This is a genomic window from uncultured Merdimonas sp., from assembly GCF_963929015.1.
In the GTDB taxonomy this organism is placed as follows: domain Bacteria; phylum Bacillota; class Clostridia; order Lachnospirales; family Lachnospiraceae; genus Merdimonas.
Genome location: NZ_CAWVHE010000003.1, coordinates 52,501 through 72,256 on the forward strand (window position 1 = coordinate 52,501; position 19,756 = coordinate 72,256).

18 protein-coding genes, 7 tRNA genes and 1 rRNA gene (1 of these 26 cut by a window edge) are annotated in these 19,756 nt (G+C 44.5%); 16 read left to right on the forward strand and 10 right to left on the reverse strand.

Annotated features, from left to right (window positions below; translation table 11 throughout):
- From ABGT54_RS00990 to ABGT54_RS01025, 8 genes are all read left to right on the forward strand, one after another.
- A 23S ribosomal RNA gene (locus tag ABGT54_RS00990) occupies window positions 1-1,528 on the forward strand; it begins 1,364 nt to the left of the window's first position.
- 77 nt (window positions 1,529-1,605) lie between these two features.
- A tRNA-Asn gene (locus ABGT54_RS00995) sits at window positions 1,606-1,678 on the forward strand.
- A gap of 6 nt (window positions 1,679-1,684) precedes the next feature.
- A tRNA-Glu gene (locus ABGT54_RS01000) sits at window positions 1,685-1,756 on the forward strand.
- A gap of 4 nt (window positions 1,757-1,760) precedes the next feature.
- Window positions 1,761-1,833, forward strand: a tRNA-Thr gene (locus ABGT54_RS01005).
- A gap of 28 nt (window positions 1,834-1,861) precedes the next feature.
- Window positions 1,862-1,935: transfer RNA gene (locus ABGT54_RS01010), tRNA-Ile, on the forward strand.
- Between the two features lie 19 nt (window positions 1,936-1,954).
- Window positions 1,955-2,028 (forward strand) — tRNA-Asp (locus ABGT54_RS01015).
- A 6-nt stretch (window positions 2,029-2,034) separates the two neighbouring features.
- A tRNA-Val gene (locus ABGT54_RS01020) sits at window positions 2,035-2,107 on the forward strand.
- A 21-nt stretch (window positions 2,108-2,128) separates the two neighbouring features.
- Window positions 2,129-2,214 (forward strand) — tRNA-Leu (locus ABGT54_RS01025).
- Between the two features lie 101 nt (window positions 2,215-2,315).
- Here ABGT54_RS01025 and ABGT54_RS01030 read toward each other — a convergent pair.
- The 9 genes from ABGT54_RS01030 to ABGT54_RS01070 all read right to left on the reverse strand — a co-directional run bounded on the left by ABGT54_RS01030 (window position 2,316) and on the right by ABGT54_RS01070 (window position 9,431).
- Window positions 2,316-3,554: a site-specific integrase gene (locus ABGT54_RS01030; protein WP_346662442.1), complete on the reverse strand. Its 1,239-nt coding sequence runs from the start codon at window positions 3,552-3,554 to the stop codon at window positions 2,316-2,318.
- Window positions 3,555-3,682: 128 nt separating this feature from the next.
- Complete coding sequence (locus ABGT54_RS01035; RefSeq protein ID WP_346662443.1) at window positions 3,683-3,988, reverse strand: hypothetical protein; 306 nt, start codon at window positions 3,986-3,988, stop codon at window positions 3,683-3,685.
- Window positions 3,989-4,006: 18 nt separating this feature from the next.
- Window positions 4,007-5,029 (reverse strand): hypothetical protein, encoded by a 1,023-nt coding sequence (locus tag ABGT54_RS01040; protein WP_346662444.1) that lies wholly within the window; start codon window positions 5,027-5,029, stop codon window positions 4,007-4,009.
- 26 nt (window positions 5,030-5,055) lie between these two features.
- Entirely contained in the window at window positions 5,056-5,757 is a 702-nt protein-coding gene (locus ABGT54_RS01045) for a hypothetical protein (RefSeq protein ID WP_346662445.1), read from the reverse strand.
- Window positions 5,758-5,967: 210 nt separating this feature from the next.
- Window positions 5,968-6,744: a hypothetical protein gene (locus tag ABGT54_RS01050; protein WP_346662446.1), complete on the reverse strand. Its 777-nt coding sequence runs from the start codon at window positions 6,742-6,744 to the stop codon at window positions 5,968-5,970.
- Window positions 6,741-7,379, reverse strand: coding sequence for a hypothetical protein (locus ABGT54_RS01055; protein WP_346662447.1), 639 nt, complete (start codon window positions 7,377-7,379; stop codon window positions 6,741-6,743). Before ABGT54_RS01055 ends, ABGT54_RS01050 begins: the two co-directional genes overlap by 4 nt.
- Window positions 7,380-7,423: 44 nt before the next feature.
- Complete coding sequence (locus ABGT54_RS01060; protein ID WP_346662448.1) at window positions 7,424-7,783, reverse strand: hypothetical protein; 360 nt, start codon at window positions 7,781-7,783, stop codon at window positions 7,424-7,426.
- Window positions 7,784-8,073: 290 nt separating this feature from the next.
- Window positions 8,074-9,177: a hypothetical protein gene (locus ABGT54_RS01065; protein ID WP_346662449.1), complete on the reverse strand. Its 1,104-nt coding sequence runs from the start codon at window positions 9,175-9,177 to the stop codon at window positions 8,074-8,076.
- 38 nt (window positions 9,178-9,215) lie between these two features.
- On the reverse strand, window positions 9,216-9,431 hold the full coding sequence (locus tag ABGT54_RS01070) for a helix-turn-helix transcriptional regulator (RefSeq protein WP_346662450.1): 216 nt from the start codon (window positions 9,429-9,431) through the stop codon (window positions 9,216-9,218).
- A gap of 329 nt (window positions 9,432-9,760) precedes the next feature.
- Here ABGT54_RS01070 and ABGT54_RS01075 point away from each other — a divergent pair, with 329 nt between their 5' ends.
- Together ABGT54_RS01075 and ABGT54_RS01080 are read left to right on the forward strand one after the other, a co-directional pair.
- Window positions 9,761-11,416 (forward strand): S-layer homology domain-containing protein, encoded by a 1,656-nt coding sequence (locus ABGT54_RS01075; protein ID WP_346662451.1) that lies wholly within the window; start codon window positions 9,761-9,763, stop codon window positions 11,414-11,416.
- A 33-nt stretch (window positions 11,417-11,449) separates the two neighbouring features.
- A complete protein-coding gene (locus tag ABGT54_RS01080; protein WP_346662452.1) occupies window positions 11,450-12,010 on the forward strand; it encodes a hypothetical protein in 561 nt (186 codons plus the stop codon).
- A gap of 220 nt (window positions 12,011-12,230) precedes the next feature.
- Here ABGT54_RS01080 and ABGT54_RS01085 read toward each other — a convergent pair whose 3' ends face one another.
- Window positions 12,231-13,103 carry a sugar phosphate isomerase/epimerase family protein gene (locus ABGT54_RS01085; RefSeq protein ID WP_346662453.1) on the reverse strand — a complete coding sequence of 291 codons (873 nt, stop codon included), beginning with the start codon at window positions 13,101-13,103 and terminating at the stop codon, window positions 12,231-12,233.
- Window positions 13,104-13,325: 222 nt separating this feature from the next.
- Here ABGT54_RS01085 and ABGT54_RS01090 point away from each other — a divergent pair, with 222 nt between their 5' ends.
- From ABGT54_RS01090 to ABGT54_RS01115, 6 genes are all read left to right on the forward strand, one after another.
- Window positions 13,326-14,498 (forward strand): ROK family transcriptional regulator, encoded by a 1,173-nt coding sequence (locus ABGT54_RS01090; protein ID WP_346662454.1) that lies wholly within the window; start codon window positions 13,326-13,328, stop codon window positions 14,496-14,498.
- Between the two features lie 235 nt (window positions 14,499-14,733).
- Window positions 14,734-15,510, forward strand: a complete 777-nt coding sequence (locus ABGT54_RS01095; protein WP_346662455.1) for an SDR family oxidoreductase — start codon at window positions 14,734-14,736, stop codon at window positions 15,508-15,510.
- 68 nt (window positions 15,511-15,578) lie between these two features.
- Window positions 15,579-16,610, forward strand: coding sequence for a sugar ABC transporter substrate-binding protein (locus ABGT54_RS01100; RefSeq protein ID WP_346662456.1), 1,032 nt, complete (start codon window positions 15,579-15,581; stop codon window positions 16,608-16,610).
- A 95-nt stretch (window positions 16,611-16,705) separates the two neighbouring features.
- A complete protein-coding gene (locus tag ABGT54_RS01105; protein WP_346662457.1) occupies window positions 16,706-18,220 on the forward strand; it encodes a sugar ABC transporter ATP-binding protein in 1,515 nt (504 codons plus the stop codon).
- A 1-nt stretch (window position 18,221) separates the two neighbouring features.
- Complete coding sequence (locus ABGT54_RS01110) at window positions 18,222-19,172, forward strand: ABC transporter permease (RefSeq protein ID WP_346662458.1); 951 nt, start codon at window positions 18,222-18,224, stop codon at window positions 19,170-19,172.
- Between the two features lie 87 nt (window positions 19,173-19,259).
- Window positions 19,260-19,751 carry an ureidoglycolate lyase gene (locus ABGT54_RS01115; protein WP_346662459.1) on the forward strand — a complete coding sequence of 164 codons (492 nt, stop codon included), beginning with the start codon at window positions 19,260-19,262 and terminating at the stop codon, window positions 19,749-19,751.
- Window positions 19,752-19,756 lie beyond the last annotated feature (5 nt).

Genomic DNA, 19,756 nt, shown 5'->3' on the forward strand with positions numbered 1-19,756 from the left:
GGGTAAGTCGGGGCCTAAGGCGAGGCCGAGAGGCGTAGTCGATGGACAACAGGTGGAGATTCCTGTACCACAACATAACAGAACTGTGGGGACACGTGTGGAGAGCATGAGCCGGGAATGGGAAGACCGGTGCAAGCGAAGTAGGAGTGTGATTGGCAAATCCGTCACATGATCCAAAGGCGTGATGCGGACCGAACAAAGAGTAGGGAAGCATGTGAGCCATGCGTCAAGAAAAGCCGCTATTGTTTATGTTGTGCCCGTACCGTAAACCGACACAGGTGGATGAGGAGAGAATCCTAAGGCCGACGGGAGAAGCATTGTTAAGGAACTCGGCAAAATGACTCCGTAACTTCGGGAGAAGGAGTGCCGGTGAGAGCCGGCCGCAGAGAATTGGCCCAAGCAACTGTTTAGCAAAAACACAGGTCTGTGCAAAACCGAAAGGTGAGGTATACGGGCTGACGCCTGCCCGGTGCTGGAAGGTTAAGGGGAGAGGTTAGCTTAAGGCGAAGCTTTGAACTTAAGCCCCAGTAAACGGCGGCCGTAACTATAACGGTCCTAAGGTAGCGAAATTCCTTGTCGGGTAAGTTCCGACCCGCACGAAAGGCGTAATGATTTGGGCACTGTCTCAACAATGCACCCGGTGAAATTGAAGTACCAGTGAAGATGCTGGTTACCTGCGCCAGGACGGAAAGACCCCATGGAGCTTTACTCCAGCTTGATACTGGGATTCGGTATTGCATGTACAGGATAGGTGGGAGGCAAAGAAGTGGTGACGCCAGTTGCCATGGAGCCACTGTTGGGATACCACCCTTGCAGTACTGGGTTTCTAACCAGCAGCCGTGAACCGGCTGGGGGACAATGTCAGGTGGGGAGTTTGACTGGGGCGGTCGCCTCCGAAAGGGTATCGGAGGCGCTCAAAGGTTCCCTCAGAATGGTTGGAAACCATTCGAAGAGTGCAAAGGCAGAAGGGAGCTTGACTGCGACACCGACGGGTGGAGCAGGTACGAAAGTAGGACTTAGTGATCCGGTGGTATAAAGTGGGATTGCCATCGCTCAACGGATAAAAGCTACCCTGGGGATAACAGGCTTATCACTCCCAAGAGTTCACATCGACGGAGTGGTTTGGCACCTCGATGTCGGCTCATCGCATCCTGGGGCTGAAGTAGGTCCCAAGGGTTGGGCTGTTCGCCCATTAAAGCGGTACGCGAGCTGGGTTCAGAACGTCGTGAGACAGTTCGGTCCCTATCCGGCGCGGGCGTAGGATATTTGAGAGGAGCTGTCCTTAGTACGAGAGGACCGGGATGGACTGGCCGCTGGTGTATCTGTTGACTACCAAGGTCATGGCAGAGTAGCCAAGCCGGGAGGGGATAAACGCTGAAGGCATCTAAGCGTGAAGCCCCCCTCAAGATGAGATATCCCTAACGCAAGTTAGTAAGACCCCTTGAAGACGACGAGGTAGATAGGGCAGAGGTGGAAGTACAGTAATGTATGGAGCTGACTGCTACTAATCGGTCGAGGGCATGACCAAAGAAGGTCGGTAGGCAGGATGAAGTTTCTTATATGCAGTTTTGAAGGTATATGAATTATATATCTTTATATGAATATTCCTCCTTAGCTCAGTCGGTAGAGCACTCGGCTGTTAACCGAGTTGTCGTTGGTTCGAGTCCAACAGGGGGAGTTTTTTGGCTCCGTGGTCAAGAGGTTAAGACATCGCCCTTTCACGGCGGTAACACGGGTTCGATTCCCGTCGGAGTCATTTTGCCGATGTGGCTCAATTGGCAGAGCAGCTGATTTGTAATCAGCAGGTTATCGGTTCGAGTCCGATCATCGGCTTGGTTCCTGAATGGGACTTTATGATTTTGGACCTTTAGCTCAGTTGGTTAGAGCAACCGGCTCATAACCGGTCGGTCCTGGGTTCGAGTCCCCGAAGGTCCATTTACCACAATGAATATATGGCCCAGTGGCTCAGTTGGTTAGAGCGCCGCCCTGTCACGGCGGAGGTCGAGAGTTCGAGTCTCTTCTGGGTCGTTATATGGGGTCTTAGCTCAGCTGGGAGAGCATCTGCCTTACAAGCAGAGGGTCATAGGTTCGAGCCCTATAGGCCCCATTAACAATTTTATATTGTTATGCCGCAGTGGCGGAACTGGCAGACGCACAGGACTTAAAATCCTGCGGGACTAACCTCCCGTACCGGTTCGATTCCGGTCTGCGGCAGTTTTGTAAGGTGCTTCAATCCCTTGTAAATAGAGGGGTTGAAGCGTTTTTTGTTTTTTTGAAAAAGTTGTACAAAGTTGTACAGTCTGTAAATACGTGCCTTAAGCTAAAATGCGAGCCATTTGTGAAGTATCGTTGTCATCGACCCGCTGGCCTATATAATGCTCTGTCATGGCAAGTGTAGAATGTCCCAATAAAGGTTGAATGTCGATTGGCTTTACGCCTGCATTATAGAGCATAGAAGCACCGGTAAAACGTATTTTATGACTGGACAGGTAGATAATGCCTGCCTCGTTGCAATACTTTCTTAAACGGCGGTTGAAGGTGTCTGTCGTCAAGGGTCTGCCTTTATGCATGAAAAGAAATTTCCCGTTTGGATTCAGAGCTTTCATTTTTTTCAGAACGGTGACGCCTTCCGCAGGAAGATACTCTGTCCGTATGCTGTAAGAAGGATTTCCTTTTGGATCTTTTAATACCCGGTGCGGCTGGCTTAATGTCAAATCTGCTTGTACTGTCCGTTCCTCTATAAGCTGCTGGCGTATTACAACCATATTCTCATCTTTATTGTCCCATGACAAAGCCTTAATTTCTCCGATTCGGAATATACCATAGAACGCAAGCATAATAGCCAGAATATAGGCATCAGGTTCCAGTGTTTGAAGATAAGACAATAGAGTGGCACGCTCTTTGATCGTATATGCCTTTTTCTTTGTTGACGGAAGTTTATATTTCAAATCATTACAAGGAATTGATGTGATCGGATTGTAAGTGATGATCTCATTTAGCACAGCATAGCGGAAAATTCCGTTTAAAACAGATTTTCTGTTATTAAAATCTTTTCTGGTAATGAATCCGTTGCCTGTCCATATTTGAAAAAGTTTCATCAGATGCTTTGGTTTTATTTCAGCAATCTGCATTTTAGAAATTTCGGAATCAGCTAAAAAACGTTTCCATATGCTGATGTCTTCCTCTATGGTCTTGCCTGATACGATTTTAGTTTCAGAACGATGCGTTACCCATTGTTTATAAACATCTTCTAAAGTATTATCGAAATAGTATGCATACAGTTTATCAATTAATTCTGCTCTGGTATTGGCAATAAATTGTGGATTGTATGACTTAAACCGTCCGTCCTTACAAGTGTAAAAATCTTTCCCCCTTCTGTTTTTAAAATAAATTTCCGATACAAGTTTTTCTTTTTGCTTCTTAGTCATTTCTATCAGTTGTACCGCTTCTGATAAGTTTAGTGTACCACTGTCAATAGAGTCCTTCAACTGTTTAATAGAAGCTGCCTGTTTCTTCTGTTCAATTGTAAGCATAGGTTTGCTAATAATTTCCATATACTGCATAATCTAGCAATACATAAAAGAAATTCTAGTCAATCATTCAACTCTTATACATTACATCACATTACACTACAAAACATTACACTAGGCGTATTGACTAGAATCCTCCTTCTTGATTCGTATTAGTGCTCTCGCGGAAAGGAGATGAGTCTTTCTCCTTCGTAGTCCAGAGTACGATCTGGAGTAACCTCAAGCGTAAATGCTTTTGGGTCGGCGATGACCGAAATATGGGTATCATGCTCCCGAAAAAAGATATCCAGGGATTCCGAAGTCTGATTGTCGACGAAATCCCGGGTGTATGAAATCTCATAGACTCCTGCTGATTCCTGGGCTTTTAAAGCCAGTGTTTCAAGCGTAGAGCAGGAGGGCAACGCCCGGATCAGTAAAGTTAATTTGGCTGCAAGTGTTTCTACTTCTTTTCTCTTCATGATTCATTCTCTCCTTTTCTAATTTTTGAACGGTAATTCGTCCATTTCTTCTTTTGTTGCTTTATGAAATTCTGAATTGCGGTTCAGATATTTCTCTACGGAATCGTATACTGTGACGGATCCGTCCTGTTCGTACGTCCGAACCTCATGAATCCGCCGCAGGAATGCCCGCCATGTTTCGGGATCTTCAAGCTGTGAGGCCTTATACTGCATTTCCAGATCCCAGTTTGAAGTCAGGCATACTGTTTCTGCACACATAACCTTGTTTGCGTATCTTGCCGGGAGTTCCACCGGGTAGATATCGAGATAGCCGAGCATGTCGCTGATCCGCAGCTGTGAGCGGAATTCATCAAAGCACAGGACAGGCTGGCAGGCGTAGGAGTCAAAAGGATGTTCATAATCATTTACCTTGTATACTGCGGAATCTCCATATTCGTCTAGTACGCCCCTTGTCTTGCCTGATCCGGTCGCTCCGTTTATATAAATGACTTTCAGATTCAGACGACGAGTGTTTTTAAACTTTTCTGTCAGCATAGTTGTTCTGAGTCTGTCAATCGAGGTCAGATGAGGGATGTAATCCGGGTTTTCGGAAATGATCTCTGCATTGGAAAGCCCATCGTCCACTACCATGCGGTATAAGTCCTGCATCAGCGTGTTTTCTCCTTTAGGGAATGGCTCTTTTCCCCATTCTTCATAACTTCCTTCAATGCTTGTCTCGGCCTTGTCTGAATCTTTCCATTTCCCACGTTTCTTGATATATGCGATGTTCGCCTGAGGGGTTCCGATTGCAGCCTCGATATGTGCTTTCTCAAAATGACGCTTAAGAGTGCTGAAGCGGACACGGGAACTAAAGTATACATATACATGAGTATGGAAAGTCTGGGTTTCCCCGCCGATTTCATCAGCCATACAGAAAAATTCAAGGGTAGTAAAATTCTCAATCAGTCGTTTCTTTATCTCGGTATGATCCGTGCCATAATCTAACGGATTATTAAGCGTCAACTGAAAAGCATGGCGCTGTGGATCGGATGTTTTCGCCATAAGTGCCCACCTCTTTCTATCCTGTCCTATTCTTCATAAGACAGGGTAATCTTGATGTTGCGGATTACTTCATGCTCATCTGTAAACTCCGAGAGTCTCGAAAGCAGAGACTTCTCCAGAGCTTCATAGCTTTCCAGATTATCCCCTTTATAAAGCTGATAATTTCTCTTTTTCGGCTTCGGAGCAGACTCTTTTTCTGACGAAATTTCCTGAAGTTCATTGTTAAGCCGTAACTTTTTCATGGAAGAAACAGATGTATTTTCTGTAACAAGTTCCTGCTGATCTTTGTCCATTTTCGACATTTCAACTAATTGCGAAACCGAATAATTCTGAAACTCGGGCTTGATTCCGGTACAGCAGTTTGTCTTTTCATCAATAGCACCGAAAGCTTCAACCACCCTTTTAAATTCAGAACACCTGCTCCGGCTAATTCCAAAAATTCTCTTCGCGAAATTATAAATGTCTGAATCTCCTAATATATCAAACCATTTTTTGATATATACGTTGTAGATCGATATTGCTATTTGAAAATAGGAATTATTCGAGTTTTTCTGCTCTTCATATATCTGTCTGCATATCTTTTCAAACTCATCGATCTCTTCCGGGGTATGGTTCACTACTGTACCCCGGATCGATTCTATGTCACTAATCACAGGAAGTGTCGTTTCTGTTGTTGTTTCTTCTGCTTTATCTGTTGTCATTTTCTTTTCAGTTGTTTCTTGTACCATAAGGATTACCTCCGTTTTTTTGCTTTTGTTCAGATGTCTGAATTTTTATTGCTATATTTAAATCTATAAATCTCTTCTAAAAATTACAGTGTTCGCTTTGTGCAAAGGTGCGAACGGGCTGTAAGGCTGAAAATGCAAGAGATTATTAATGTTTGGGTTCCGTGGTACTACTTAGCCACGGAACCCCCGGATCCCTTACCGCCTCCCGGGCTACTGCCTTACGGCATCCGCCCCGTCCGGCGGACGGAAATCCGGCTGATGGGAAAGATAGAACCGCAAATCCCGGCACATTACATCAGGATTCCTAATCAACGGAACTATAATCTCCTGAACCGACTCCTGGCCATCGATCAGAGCAAGAGCCTGCCCCGCTTTATAACTGCCTGTGGGATTCTCTTCCAATTCGCCGGAAAATCCCAACATACGGAATTGTTCAGCGGAACACCGACCAAAAGAAAGGACTGCCTGAAACTGCTCCCGACTGCCAGAAGCGAAGTTTGCTGCATCTGCCCGTTGGACACAAACCATTAAACCAGTGTTTAAGGCTCGAGAGACCGCAAGTATCTCGCCTACCTTTGACATGATCTCTGTTTTCAGCTTCTTTGACTGGGTTTCCGCATAAGTCAGCAGGCCGAAATACTCTTCAATGAATAGCGTATAATGCTTTTTTAGCCTGATCCGTCTTCTCCTGATCTCTGTGAAAAAATCATAGAAGTCAAGGATCATCTGAATTGCGTCCTGTCCCGAAGCATAGGCAGGGGATCCCTCAAAGGCCTCATATTCTTCCCCTGCTTTATAATCCGAGATATATACCGCACTTTCCCCGGATGAAAGCAGCTGCCAGAGATACCACCGGGCAGAAAGGCTTTTCCCTGAGCCGGATTTTCCGGCTATCAGGATACTGCTTGTCTGTTTTGCCAGTGTGATACTGACAGGTACTTTCAAGCCGTACTCCTGATAGTCAGACAGCTGGTATCCTAAGATCATCGATTCTCCCTTGTATCTGGAGATCGTTCCGGTACTGTCTCGGTCAAAGGTTCAGCTGGTGCAGGATCACTTACGGACTCCGCAGCAGACACTTCCTGCCTGTCAAGAAAGCGTTTCCCGGCGTCCGAAAGGGGAATTGCGAAATAGAGACGTGTCGGTGATGCTACACGGATATAGACCGCCACCTGACAACCCCGGGTTTTCATAAAGTAGGTTTCAATGATATTCTGGCAGATTGCTACAATCTGCTCATATGTAATGTCTTTGTAGCGTCCTGCCAAGCCCACAGCTTTTATATCAATCCATGAAATACCGTTTGCGTTCGGGATATAGCTTGCCAGTGCAGGAGTGTCATAAGGATGATCTTCAAGAGCATCCACCAGGTCAAGAGGTTCCTGCTCGGTGAGTATATAGGTTATGTCTACGGTCTGATCCGTCAGCAGTTTATCAACCACCTTTTTATAAATGAATTTTGCGAGGGAAAAGAGTGGATCAAATACCAGGTGTACCATGAATGAAACGCCATCTTCCCAACGCTCTGTACTCTTGGGATATAGCCGGTATATCACATACCCGCTAATCATAAAACCACAAATGCAGACGAGTATAATAATAATAATATCAACTATCATCATAATGAATTCCTCCTTTTGAGGGGGCTTATCGCCCCCGTTTTGAATCACTGTTTCTTAGGTACAATATGTATTGAGTCGGCCTTGATACTGTCCTGAATGGATTTCATTCTTTCGTTGTAGTAAGGTTTTACAATAGCATTATCAAAGGTAACAAGCAGTTTTTCATCCTTCTCTTTAAGTTCTTCCAGTTGTTCCGATGTAATAATCGGCTGGGTCTCTTTTACCAGGATGTCAAACTGATCATAGGATTTCGCTCCGGTTACCGTATAAACGATTCCGGCTATCTTATCCGTCTTTTCTCCATCTTGGTACTCATGGCGGGCATAGCTGTCATTCACAATATAATAGGGATCCTTTGAGTAAACAGCCAATGGAGCCCCTTTTGTGGACATTTGTTTTTTCATAATGCCTCCTTTTGGAATCTGTCAGAATATGATATAATCGTCTTGTCACAGAAGATCATCGCAGCCTGACGTTTACGGGTTACTGATGGTTGCCCCCGCCCTGCGGGGGTTATTCAATGAGCATCAACAACACCTCTTTTCTTGAAGTTTTTCAGCTATGTATTGCTGACACTTATAATCTATCGCATGACCCTATCCATAAGCCAGAATTCCCCCTTATAATGACAAAAAGGGGGAAAATAAAAAATGACTGGGTTACCCAGCCATTCTAAATGATAACTAATAAATGATTATTTAATTTTAGAAAACGCCTTTATTAATTTTAAGAATCGAAGATCAGGAATATTTTCCGGTATTTCACCCCATTTTTCTTCATATTCTTTAATGTTTACGCCTTCTTTCTTTAGTACGTCTCGAATTAAATTTTTTAAAAGAACTTTATACTCCTCATAAAGGAATTCATATATTAAGTCTATCATTATTTGCTTTTGAGATTTATTTAATTTTTTAAATATCTGCGCTAACCAGTCGAAGTCAAACCTATAGTATTTATTATCTCCACCACAATATGAGATTCGGCTCTTTTCAAAATCTTCTATAGTGATAGGGTATTCTTTATAAAATGCATAGGTTTCGTTTTCGTATTTACAGTTTTGAGGTGCAAATATATTAATCCATCTAAATGAATCATCATAATAGTTCTCATTAAGAATACCGACATCAGTTTTGCTATACTTCTCCTCAATGATTTTATTAATTGCAGTTGCTATAGATTGCAATTTGTCTATATCAATTATCTCATGAGTTTCTTTATTAATAATTTTACTGACAATGTGTTTATTGTGTGGCGGAACATCATGGCTATTCTCAGTTTCTAATTCCCATATTTTTTTATCAACTTCTGATACTGTAATATTAAACGCATCTAAAATGATTTTTATGTTTTTCGCGTGAAACGGGATGGGTGTTTCGCTGTTTAAATTCTCGTAATTACAATTTTGCGTTTTAATATTTGCTTTCATTACACATTCCACAATTTGTTTATGTTGATAACTTTTTAATAATGCATACGAATCTAGAAAAGAGTCCTTTTTAAGTGGGGCAATTGGCTTTAATAAACATGAGTTATATTTTTCATATATTTCATCGTTAATGAAAGCATTCTTTATATAGTTGTAGTCCGCTTTTGTCAGAGTTGCCATGGATATATAATCAAAATGCAGCCTTTCTTGTATTTGTTGATATAGGGTTGTAAAAGTTTGATATTTGTTTATGCGTGTACCGGTTTCACTATTAAGCGTATATTTTAAATTGCAATAAGGAATTAGAATCTGCCACATTTTCCCTAAATATTGTATGTCATATGTTGTTTTATCATCAAAGTCCTTATACATAGCCATTCCCTTCCTAAATAGTTTAGACGACTGAAATTTTATCGGTTGACTTCTTTCTTATCGGTACGCTCAAGCAGATAGTCAACGGAGACATTATAATAATCTGCCAGTTTTATCAGTACATCTGTTGGTACATCTCGAAAACCTTTTTCGTACCTGGCGTATACATCCCGGTGTAAATCTATTTCAGCAGAAAGTGTTTTGATTGTCAGATCGTGGTCTGTTCTTAAATTATAAATCCGCCCATACTTCATGCTGCCACCTCGGGAATGTCCTAGATAAATTATATAAGAGCAATAAACTAATTTCAAGGAGAGCTTTACCAGGTGAAAAAATAGATGGCGTAAGAGAAATATTTGTCGAAAAACTCCTTGTTATATATAAGTAGCGATAGTATAGTTGTTATAAGGCAATGGGCTAAAAAATCAAAGATACGATAATGAAATCCTGATTTTCAGAAATTGGAAGAGGTTGCCTGATGAATAGAGATTGATATGGCGGTGATAGGGGGCGGTATCGGATTTAAGGGGATAAAGACTACTATTTTAGGAAGGAGTAAGTTTACTTAAAGGAGGAAATTATTATGAGAAAAAAGAATTTATTTAAGAGGTGTATTTTAGGTGCTTTGTCCATGGCGTTGTTGGTTCCTGTGGTTGGTGCTGTTTCGCCACCGGTAGTTGTTCAGGCGGAGGATATTTCCCAATTGCCAGAGCCTACAGATGAATGGGCAGCAGCTAATGGATGGGTAAAGGAAGGCTTTGACTATGTAAAATCGGAGGGCACCCTCCTTTACCGTCTTAAGTATACTACAACATATTGGGAAATGCAGGAGAATAGTGAAAATTGGCACTGGTTCATCTCAGTCGAAGCCATCGACCCATACGCCACTACGGGGAAGGTAGTGATTCCGTCTAGTGTTGATGGTTATCCGGTGTTATCTATTGCCCGGTACGCTTTTAAGAACGCTCCTATTTCGGAGGTAGTTATTTCGGAGGGGGTACAGGAGGTAGGACTTGCAGCATTTGAGGGGTGTAAGTCATTACAGAGTGTATCATTGCCTAATTCGTTGCTATTTCTGGACCAGGCGTCCTTTTCTCAGACTGGTTTAAAAGATATCACAATTCCAAGTAGTGTAAAGGCAGTTGGTACAGATGCATTATATTATGTTTCGAACAGTATTACATTTGAAGGCAATGCTCCAGAGGTCTTATATGCAGATGATGGTAGTCTAAGTGTTTATGGAGACGTTGTTGTAAATTGTTATTCTAATACTACTGGGTGGGACCAGTTCTCTCTTTACAGGTTAACAGATCAAGGTTGGGTGACTTCTACAGATATAAACATCATTCAGAACGGCGAACCGCCTGTTGTCGAGGCTACATCCGTTAGTGTTAGTCCTGCTTCGGTAACTTTGGATGAGGGTGGGTCTGCTACGGTTACGGCTACGGTAGAGCCGTCTGATGCGACTGATAAAACTATTACTTGGGCGAGTGCTGATCCGTCTATTGCTACGGTTAGTAATGGTGTAATTACGGGTGTTAAGGCTGGGTCTACGACCGTTACAGCTACTTGTGGAAATGCTTCTGCATCCGTTGCAGTAACCGTTACTGCTGAAACAGAACCTGACCCGGAAGAACCAGGGACAGACCCGGGCGAGCCGACACCAGACCCGGAACCAGGAGTCACACTGCCCTATACAGATGTAACTCCAGATGCCTGGTATTACGACACCGTAGCAGATGTCTATGAAAAAGGTCTTATGACCGGAATGGACGCTACCACCTTTGCACCTGTAGAGACACTGGCAAGAGCACAGTTCGCAATCATCCTGTATCGAATGGAAAGCGAACCGGATATTGCTTTCGAAGCAACCTTTAAGGATGTTACGGATGGTCAGTGGTACACGGACGCTATCCTGTGGGCAGCTGATGCAAGTGTGGTAACCGGATATTCCAATGGAAACTTCGGCCCCGCTGATAAGATTAACCGGGAACAGATGGCAACCATGATGTTCCGATACGCCAATGCCAAAGGCTTGGACACCTCCCAGAGGGCAGACTTTAGTTCCTATCCGGATGCTTCATCCGTGAGTGACTACGCCCGTGATGCTATGTCGTGGTGTGTGGCGAATGGCATTATTAGTGGTGATAATGGAAGGTTAAATCCGCAGGGTGAAACTGCCAGGGCGGTGTGTGCTACGATTATTAGTAGGTTCTACAATGCGTATGACTTACAGTAAAAAAGAATACATAGAATATGAGAGGTTCCGGTGTTGGAGCCTCTCGATGATGATTCGGTAACAAGAGTTAATAGATTTTATAGACATATGGAGGAATCATTCATAAAAGTTGTAGATGATGTAATCAGTGAAGAATTTGTAAGATTTGCGCTTCAAGCAAAAGGTAATTTAAATATCGAAGACAGTAATATCAATTCGATAGGTTATATCGTTGCTAATAGAAAAGACCCAGATAAGAAGTATGGTGTTGTTATACGTTATAGAAATATACCGGGAAGTGAAACGCGTTCACAGACTTTTGACGATCTTGAATCAATTAAACAAAATTGCGCTAAAAATCAACTTATTCCAACAATAGGATTTGTTTTGTACGATAAAGAAGAGAAATATGGTTACGTATTTATATTTACTGTAGAGCAATTAGAACATTTAGCCAGTAGTGGCAAAATAGGGGATGAGATTTCTTATGTAAAATGTGGAATCCAGATAAAGTACGGAATTAATCATAAAACAGTAAAGGAAATGTTAGATAAATTAAAATCAAATCTTGACTATATTGAGATTACTATGGGAGAGAAGGATTTTACTGAGTAGTAGCAGGTCATGATTTCCATTAACAAGAAATGAAGTTGTACAAAAGTTGTACACTGTACAACAGAAGCGGTACAAGCCTCCTTTCTATGCGGTTTGTAGGATTTCCGTAGAGTTCGATTCCGGTCTGCGGCATGGAAAAACCCTTGAAAAATCAAGGGTTTATTTTTTATGTTGCATTTCGTGTTGTATAGTTCTTTCAATATTGACAGAATACCGCGTTCTATTTCCAGTCCAGCATGTATCTCTGGAAGGTTACGGCGTCGCGGGCATCTTTGTCCAGTTGCTCTTCGGTGGCGCCGTGACTAATGTCCCGCCATACATGAATATCCTGACCTACCTGGCCGCCCATCGTGACAAAAGGCTCCATGACTACTGTGCCGTCATATCCGATATCCCGAAGAGCATTGCCGATCTCCCGCCAGGGAGTGCGTCCTTTTCCAGGAACCATCCGGTTGCATTCGCCAGTGTGGAAGTGGCCGAGCAGGCTGCCGGCGGTGCGGATGGCGTCGCCGATACTGGATTCTTCCACATTCATATGAAAAGTATCCAGCATGACCTTGATATTATCCATTCCCACTTCTTTTACAAAGGCCACGCCTTCTTCGGCAGTATTCAGGATATGATTCTCAAATCGGTTCAGGACTTCCATGCCCATAGTAATGCCGTACTGTGCGGCTACAGGGGCAATGTCCTGCATTGCTTCTACGCTGCGTTTCCAGTCATCTTCTTTGTTTACGCCCTTGGAGAAGTCCAGGGGCCAGTATGAGTAGAGTGCGCCGCCGATGAGAGTAATGTGAAGCTGCGCCATCACATCAAAGAGACGGGTGAACCATTCTCTGGCATTCTTGCGGATGGCAGGGTCTGCGGATCCCAGATTGTGGTCACGGGTAGGACCGTATCCTGCAGTCAGTTCAATATGATTTGCTGTTGCACAGTCTCTGAGGGCGCGGATCTGATCCGGACTATAGTCTGGCAGGGGAGCTGCGCCCACCTCTAAGATGTCAAATCCCAGCCGCGCTACTTTGTCTACATAATAAGTATAGTCCGCAGCCCATTCTTTTTCCCAGTAAGCATAGTAAATTCCGTGTTTCATAGGTTCCCGTTCCTCCTTTGGTGATCAAATTCTTCTGATGTTATCAAATATACCACCAGTGGAACAAAAAAACAACAAAAGTGAACAATGAAAATTTGGATTTGAACAAAAAAATTGTATAACCTGTATAGTTTCTGTTGAAAAAAAGTTGAAGTAGTGATATAATATATTTGCGTTAATAAAATACTTAAAAAAACACCTTAAAAAAGAGGTGGTTGAAATATGAAGATCAGTACCAATAATACAGATGTAAGAAGAAGAAACCGCAACCGGGTCTTTCGTTTTATCAATAATACCAGGGAGACCTGTATGTCTGAGATTTCCGCGGCGCTGGATGTGAGCGGACCGACGGTGATGTCCATTGTCAAGGAACTGAAGGAAGACGGTGTGATCCGCGAGGTGGGAGAGTATGAATCCACCGGAGGGAGAAAGGCCAAAGCGATCGCATCTGTCAAGGACGGGGTGTATGCCATCGGTGTGGATATCACGCTGAATCATGTCAGTCTGGTTTATACGGATCTAAGTGAAGAAACACTTCGGCATCGCCGGATTCAGAAGTCCTTCCGGAATGAGATTGCCTATATAGAAGAAATTGCAGAGATCGTGAGGACTTTTGTGAAAGAAAATCAGATCCCGGAAGAGAAGATCCTGGGCATGGGGCTGTCTATGCCGGTAATCGTGGATAAAGCAAGGGACATGATCGCAAATTCTCATGTGCTGGGTTTATATGAGGTAGAGTGTGAGGAGTGGACGACACGGATGCCATATCCCTGTGAGATTATTAATGACGCCAATGCGGCCGCTCTTTCTGAAGCATTGTGGCAGAAGGAAAGAGGAAGTATGATCTATCTTCTTTTGAGCAACACGGTGGGGGGCGCGATCAATGTGAAGCCCCCGGAGACAGAAGATGTAAGGGAAGACATACGGGAGAGGGCTGTGACAGACGCTTATGAAGGAGACAACTGGCGGAGCGCTGAATTTGGCCACATGACCCTGTACCCGGGTGGGAAGACCTGCTATTGCGGAAAACAAGGGTGCGTAGATGCTTATTGTTCGGCATCGAATCTGGCGGATCTGGAAGATGGAAAGCTGGAGCGTTTCTTTGAAAAGCTAGAGAAAGGAGACTCCGGTTATCGGAAAGTCTGGAATCAATATCTGGACGATCTTGCGTTGGTGGTAGATAATCTTCGGATGGCTTTTGACTGCGACGTTGTACTGGGAGGCTATGTGGGAAGTTTTATGGAACCTTATATGGAAGAGTTTCGTCAGAGGCTGGCGCCAAAGGATATTTTTGATCACGACGGCTCTTACGCAAGGCCCTGCCGGTACCAGAAAGAGGCATCGGCTCTGGGAGCAGCGCTTTATCAGATCAAGGATTATATTGCATCCATCTGATTGTACAGGCTGTATATGACAGATAAGTGAAAAAGAACTGTACAATCTGCCATACAAATCGCGTTGATAAAAAAATAACATTATGCAGATTGTACAAATCTAAAAATGATAATTTGTCTGTTATTCCGTCTTGCGAAAAAGCGAGACTGAGTTCTATAATGTAAACAAATTTATAAAACACCTTTATAAAAGTGTTATATTATATGGAACGGCTAACAACCGGAAGGAGGACGAAATGGGAATTATTGAGAAAATGAGACTGGACGGGAAAGCAATCTATGTAACAGGCGCTGCCAGCGGGATCGGAAGATGTGCAGCCATGGCGTTTGCAGAGGCAGGAGCTGATGTGGCCATCGTTGACATTAACCTGGAAGGCGCACAGAAAGTGGCAGAGGAGATCAAAGAAGCTACCGGATCCAACACGATTGCGATCCAGTGCGACGTTACCAATCAGGAACAGGTTGAGGCCATGGTCGCAAAAGTAGTGGAAACTTACGGCAAACTGGATGCCTGCTATAACAACGCCGGTATCTGCATCAACCAGCCGGCAGAAGAGATGACTTTTGAGCAGTGGAAGAAGGTCATTGACATCAACCTGACAGGTGTATATCTCTGTGCCACAGCAGCAGGACGCGTGATGCTGAAACAGGGCTATGGTTCTATCATCAATACTGCTTCCATGTCCGGACACATCGTAAATGTGCCGCAGCCGCAGTGTGCATACAATGCATCCAAGGCAGGCGTGATCATGCTGACCAAATCCCTGGCAGTAGAGTGGGCGAAGAAAAATGTGCGTGTAAACTGCATCAGCCCCGGATACATCGGAACCGAGCTGATCATGAATGCAGATCATCTGAAACCGCTGATCGCACAGTGGAATGCGATGGCGCCGATGGGAAGAGTTGGAAAACCGGAAGAACTGCAGTCCATCCTGGTATACCTGGCCGGAGACAGCTGCCCGTTCACCACAGGTTCCGACATCGTAGTAGACGGAGCGTTTACCTGCTTCTAAATCATTTTTCAGATAGCTAATAGCAAAGGCTATAAAAAAATACATTTTCATTAAAAGGAGGACGAAATATGAAAAAGAAAGTGTTAAGCGCTATCCTTTGCATCGCAATGGTAGCAACCATGCTAATCGGATGTACCACAGAATCACCGACATCATCAGATGACAGCTCCAGTGACGACAGCGGAAGCGAAGGCGGCGGCAAGAAAATCGGCATTACCATTCAGAATATGGAAAATGCGTACTGGGCAGGCGTTATGAGCAAGCTTCAGGAAATCCTGGATGAGAACGGTTACGATGCCACTATCGTTGGATGCTCTGAGAATGCGTCCACACAGATCAGCCAGATCGAGAACTTTATTACCAGCGGATGTGATATGATCATGGTTCATCCTCATGATGCAGATGCAGTAGAATCTTCCTGCCAGAATGCGATGAACCAGGGCATCAAGGTAATGTGCTGGGATAACGAGATGGAAAATACCACAGCAAACTGGGTTCTTGACAACACAGAACTTGGAAAAGAGATTGGAAAAACAGCTGCGGCATTTATCAACGAGCATTATACTGCTGACAACAAAGCACAGGTATGTGTAATCGGAAAACCGGATACACAGGTTCTGTTAGAGAGACAGCAGGGAATCGAAGCAGGTCTGGAAGAGAACTGCGAAGATAATTATGAGATCGTGGCTACTATCGACGGCGTTGTAAACAACGAAGTTCAGTCCAAAGCCGAGACCGTTCTGCAGGCTCATCCGGATTGTAAGGTATGGGTTGGTGTAGGCGCTGGCGCGATGATCGGATCCAACACTGCGCTCCTTGCACACTACGGCGGAGCTGGAAATATTCCGGAAGATGTTGGCGTTATTACAACTGACGTTACAAGCGAGCAGTTAGACGCTCTGCAGGCAGGTGATGAGGCCGTTAGAGCTATCGTAGGTTTTGAAGGCTCCAACACCGATACAGCACAGGCTTGCTTCGAGATGTTTGAGAAGATCCTGAACGGCGACTTTGACGACGTCACAGGCGAAGACAGAAACGTATTCAGACCGACCATGGAGATCAACATGGACAACATCGAAGAGATCCAGGCAGGTATGTAATAGTTGTCTTAAGAATGTAGCTGGTTAATTCAAACACAGACCAGGGGGCGGCTTTTCTAAGCTGCCCCCTGGTGAAACTATCACGGGGGAAGAATATGAGCGAAGAATATGTATTGGAATTAGAGCATATAAGAAAAGAATACCCGGGTGTTGTTGCGCTGAAGGACGTTACGCTGCAGTTGAAAAAGGGAGAGATCCTGGCTTTGATCGGTGAAAACGGAGCCGGGAAGTCTACGTTGATCAAGTGCTGCTCCGGGGCGGTTATTCCGACCTCCGGCAAGATCAAAGTAAATGGGAAAGAATTCACAAGCATGACTCCTCAGCTTGCATCGGAAAACGGTATCGCCATCATCTACCAGGAGTTTAACAATGTCAAGGAGTTGTCGGCGGCAGAGAATCTGTTTCTGGGACATCCGATCAGGAAAGGGATCATAATCGATAAGGCTGCCATGGAAAAAGAGGCGGCCAAGGCATTTGAGAGATTACATATCAAGATTAATCCAAAAGAATTAATGAAAAATCTGACTGTCGGTTATCAGCAGATGGTAGAGATCGCCAAGGCGATCCAGCAGGACGCCAAGATCCTGATCATGGATGAGCCTTCTGCACCTCTGACCAGCAAGGAAGTCGAGAGTATGTTTGAAGTGGTGGAACTTTTAAGAGAGCAGGGCGTGTCCATCATTTATATCTCCCATCGTCTGGAAGAGATTTATCGTCTGTCTGACAGGATCCTGGTTCTGCGTGACGGTGAGTATATCAAAACTTTGATCACCAAAGAAAGTCATGTACAGGAGCTGATCAAACTGATGGTGGGTCGTGAGCTGACAGAGACTTATCCGCCGAGAGGAGACTGCATTCAGAAGGATGATGTGGTCCTGGAGCTGAAAAATGTTACCGGAAACGGAGACCGAAATATCAGCCTGAAGGTACACAGAGGAGAGATCCTGGGACTGGGCGGATTGGTGGGAGCCGGACGTACCGAGCTTGCAGAGATTATCTTCGGCGCGGCTAAGAAGCAGTCCGGACAGATTATCTTTAAAGGAAAAGAAGTCAACCCGAAGACCCCTCGGGAGGCAATAGATTTGGGAATCGCGCTGGTTCCGGAGGACCGGAAGCGTCACGGCGCTATGCTGGGCATTTCGATTAAGAATAATATCAATATGCCCATCTATGAAAAAAATTCGACCTTAAGCGTGATTGATTCCAAGAAGGAGAAGGCTATTGCGGAAAAGTACAGAGAAAATATGGCCATCAAGACTCCGTCTTTGAATCAGCTGGTAAAGAACTTAAGCGGTGGTAATCAGCAGAAGGTTATCCTTGGAAGATGGCTGGCAGCCGATTCCGAGCTGATCATATTTGACGAGCCTACCCGTGGTATCGACGTAGGCGCAAAACATGAGATCTATAAGTTAATGAACGATTTGGTGGAAAAAGAGGGAAAGGCAATTCTGATGATTTCTTCTGAAATGGAAGAATTAATGGGTATGTCGGATCGGATCATCGTTCTTGCAGAGGGCGATATGACTGGAGAGATCAGTAGAGATGAATTCAGTCAGGAAACCATCATGGCATACGCATCAGCGGCCAAAGCCAAGGTTGAGGAGGCTTAATATGAATAGTAATAAAGTTGTATATCAGTTAAAAGATAAGGCAATCTGGGTTGTACTGGTTGTGCTGGTGGTTGCCTTTACAGTTGCAAACCCGCGTTTTATCAATCCGGACAACCTGCTTACTCTGCTCCGTCAGGTGGCGGTATTCGGTATTGCATCCATTGGTATGACATTCGTTATCCTGCTTGGGGATATCGACCTTTCCATTGGTACGATTATGTCTTTTGTAAATATTATCGGCGCTTATATGATGGTAAACATGGGAATGAACATGTATCTGGCATGTATCCTTTCCCTGGTTGCGGCAACTCTGATTGGTGTGATCAATGGTTTCATGGTTTCCACGATTGGAATCCCTGCCATCATTGCGACCTTTGCAACGCAGACAGGATTTAACGGTCTGGCCTATATTATCTGTGGCGGTATGCCGATCAGTGGATTCCCGGATGGATTCATTGTACTGGGCCAGGGTTATATTGGAATCGTGCCGATCCCGGTTATCATTATGGCGATCTGTTTCGCGGTAGGTTCCTTTATCCTGAATAAGTCCTACTTCGGCCGTTATTTCTACGCAGTGGGCGGTAATATTGAGGCGGCTAAGCTGTCCGGTATCCGTGTTGGCGTTGTAAAATATCTGGTATTTGCATTGTCCGGATTTTTTGCAGGTCTGGCAGGTATCGTTCTTCTGTCCCGTACCAATTCCGGTAACGCATCTGCAGCGCTTGGATACGAGTTTGACGTTATCACTTGTGTGGTTTTAGGCGGCGTATCGATCACTGGTGGTTATGGTAAGATGTCGGGCGTTGTGGCAGGTACCTGTATCATTGGCGCTCTTCAGAATGGTATGGTGCTGATGAACATCAACTCCTTTGTGCAGGATATTGTCATGGGTATCGTGCTTGCGCTTGCAGTTGGATTTGACTGTATGCAGAAGAAATCACAGCAGAACTAATCGAGAGAAACCAAGAGTAATTGTCCCGGCAAAGTTTTCTTTGCCGGGACTTTCTGCAAACGGGAACCGTTTGAGAAGGGAGAATTTATGCGTACGATCAAAGCGGAACCAATCAGCCGGGAGGCATATGCCCCCTTTGGTGTTTATTATGATTATCTGAATCCGGAAGGGTATGCTCTGGAAGGAGAGATTCACAAGTTTTATCCGGACCGGATCAGTGAGTCTGCAGTTACAAGGGTGGGATATTCTCCCATTGTGGTAAGAAGGGAAGAGCGCAGGATTGTGAAAAGCGTGGAATACCATACGACGGCCCCGGAGTTGATTCTGCCGCTAAATGATGATATGATCATTCATGTGGCTCCTGCTTCCGGAGGCACGCCGATCCCGGAGTGGACAAAGGCATTTGTGGTACCAAAGGGAACCTTGGTGAAGATCAATACGGCAGTCTGGCATCTGGCGCCGCTTCCGGTAAAGGAAGAAGTGCTCCATGCCATGATCATTCTGCCGGAGTGTACTTATGCCAATGATTGCCGGGTGGTGGATCTGAAAGAAGAGGAGCAGTTTGAAATTGTGCTTTAGTGTCA